Origin of the sequence: Shewanella sp. UCD-FRSSP16_17 (genome assembly GCF_001675935.1) — a bacterium.
GTDB lineage: Bacteria > Pseudomonadota > Gammaproteobacteria > Enterobacterales > Shewanellaceae > Shewanella > Shewanella japonica.
In genome coordinates, this window is the sequence record NZ_LZFV01000030.1 from 1 (window position 1) to 849 (window position 849).

At 48.9% G+C, this 849-nt stretch carries 1 pseudogene; it reads right to left on the reverse strand.

Annotated elements, in window-relative coordinates:
* Window positions 1-849 (reverse strand): annotated as a pseudogene (locus A9267_RS13910) (hypothetical protein); the annotation flags it as partial.

Here is an 849-nt window from a genome sequence, read left to right on the forward strand (position 1 = left end):
ATTGCTGTGCCCGCAATATCGGTGATCACTAGAGTGACCGTGCCGCCAGCTGGAATATCCTGGCTCGTACCTGTGATGTCACCTTGGTTCGATGCATCAATCACTAAGTCTACTGTTAGCTCAGCATCAACAGCATCGAGGTTTTCAGTGTCATTGGCAGATAGGTCATTGCCGTTGCTGTCGGTTGCGGTTGCGACCACTGTGATGTCGCCATCCACAAGTGTAGAKAGGTCAACATTATCRACAGAGTAAGTACCATCTGCATTAACAGCCACATCGGTGATGGTAATTGCAGTGCCCGCAATATCGGTGATCACCAGAGTGACCGTACCGCCAGCTGGAATATCTTGTGATGTACCAGTGATATCACCTTGGTTCGATGCATCAATCACCAAGTCTACTGTTAGCTCAGCATCAACAGCATCAAGGTTTTCAGTGTCGTTGGCAGACAGGTCGTTACCGTTGCTGTCAGTTGCAGTTGCCACCACTGTGATGTCGCCATCCACAAGTGTAGAGAGGTCAACATTATCAACAGAGTAAGTGCCATCTGCATTGACTGCCACATCTGTGATGGTAATTGCAGTACCCGCAATATCGGTGATAACCAGAGTGACCGTGCCGCCAGCTGGAATGTCTTGTGATGTACCAGTGATGTCACCGTTATTATCGCCATCGATGACTAAATCAACGGTGATGTTGCTTGAAAGGGCATCAAGGTTTTCAGTGTCGTTGGCAGACAGGTCGTTACCGTTGCTGTCAGTTGCAGTTGCCACCACTGTGATGTCGCCATCCACAAGTGTAGAGAGGTCAACATTATCAACAGAGTAAGTACCGTCCGCGTTTACTGCC